General features: G+C 46.9%; 2 protein-coding genes and 1 pseudogene. 1 reads left to right on the plus strand and 2 read right to left on the minus strand.

The annotated features are described in order from the left end of the window. Positions 1 to 66: 66 nt before the first annotated feature. A complete protein-coding gene (locus KDK14_RS16325) occupies positions 67 to 366 on the minus strand; it encodes an antitoxin (protein ID WP_257266240.1) in 300 nt (99 codons plus the stop codon). Beyond that, positions 363 to 641, minus strand: a complete 279-nt coding sequence (locus tag KDK14_RS16330; RefSeq protein ID WP_209278552.1) for a BrnT family toxin — start codon at positions 639 to 641, stop codon at positions 363 to 365. Before KDK14_RS16330 ends, KDK14_RS16325 begins: the two co-directional genes overlap by 4 nt. 78 nt (positions 642 to 719) lie before the next feature. On the opposite strand from KDK14_RS16330, the pseudogene KDK14_RS21510 reads away from it, so the two are divergent. Further along, a pseudogene (locus KDK14_RS21510) lies at positions 720 to 1,091 on the plus strand (sugar phosphate nucleotidyltransferase); the annotation flags it as partial.

A 1,091-nucleotide genomic window follows, 5' to 3' on the forward strand; every position in this document is an offset into this window, starting at 1 on the left:
ACGGTGAGTAAGATGGTTAAGAAAGTGGGCAGTTGCCAGTAGTCAGTTTTCAGAAAAAGACGTTTTCTACTGTTTGCCTGAGATATTCTCACTGGGAACAAGTCTGCCTTCTGCGTATTTATGGAGCACACTGGCAATCATGGTCTGGTAGGGTATGCCTTCTTCCAGAGCCATTTTTTGCAGGGCTCTCAGTGTGCGGCTGCTCAGGCGAATATTCAACCGTGCATCTTTTTTAAAGGTGTTCGCTGCCGCCTGTTGATGAGTGTGTTGAATGGCTTCCGGGTTATCAACTGGTTCCAGTTCTCCCGCTTCAAACGCATCCAGAATTTCCTGTTCTTCTTGTAACTCGTGTTTACTTGGATTCATGGGGTGCCTCCCAGGTACTGTTTTGTTGCTTTACGGCTGGGGATGATGGTTTTGAGAAATATCTCTTTTTCTGATTCCACAAAGGGTACCAGGTAGACATAGTCTTCAACCTGAACAATCGATATCTTCTGGCCAGGGTATTTCGCCTGATTCGGGTGATGAGTAATTGCCAGCTCTCCACCCATTTCTATGTGAAAAATGATCTCTTCAAATGAGATGCCCCGGTTGGCCTTGAGCCATGCGTTTTTTTCACAATTCCAGTTAAATACTTTCATATCATTATTGTGTGCCTTATGTACATACAAAATGGTTGATAGATCACGTTTTGTCAATAATCATACGATCGGGCTTATATGATCAAAAAATGCTTATTCCCCGCCGCCGGTTACGGTACACGCTTTCTCCCTGCCACCAAATCCATGCCCAAAGAGATGATGCCGGTGGTCTCCAAACCGCTGATTGAATACGGGGTTGAAGAAGCCCTGCAGGCATGGCCGATATCTGCATGGTGACCGGTCGCGGCAAGCGCAGCCTGGAAGATCACTTTGATATTAATTTTGACCTGATTCGCGATACCGGACCGGGCAAGGGCGGTGAGATCCAGATTACCGACGCCCTGATGGCCCAGGCCCAACGGGTTCGTGTGCTGGCTTATAAGTTCAAGGGGAATCGGTTTGATTGCGGCAGTATTGCAGGATTTATTGAAGCCACCAATTATTGTTACG

The organism is Endozoicomonas sp. ONNA2, assembly GCF_024606365.1.
In the GTDB taxonomy this organism is placed as follows: Bacteria; Pseudomonadota; Gammaproteobacteria; order Pseudomonadales; family Endozoicomonadaceae; genus Endozoicomonas.

Coding starts and splice junctions, on each gene's coding strand:
- KDK14_RS16325 (WP_257266240.1), bottom strand. CDS start 366: ATGAATCCAAGTAAACACGAGTTACAAGAAGAACAGGAAATTCTGGAT.
- KDK14_RS16330 (WP_209278552.1), bottom strand. CDS start 641: ATGAAAGTATTTAACTGGAATTGTGAAAAAAACGCATGGCTCAAGGCC.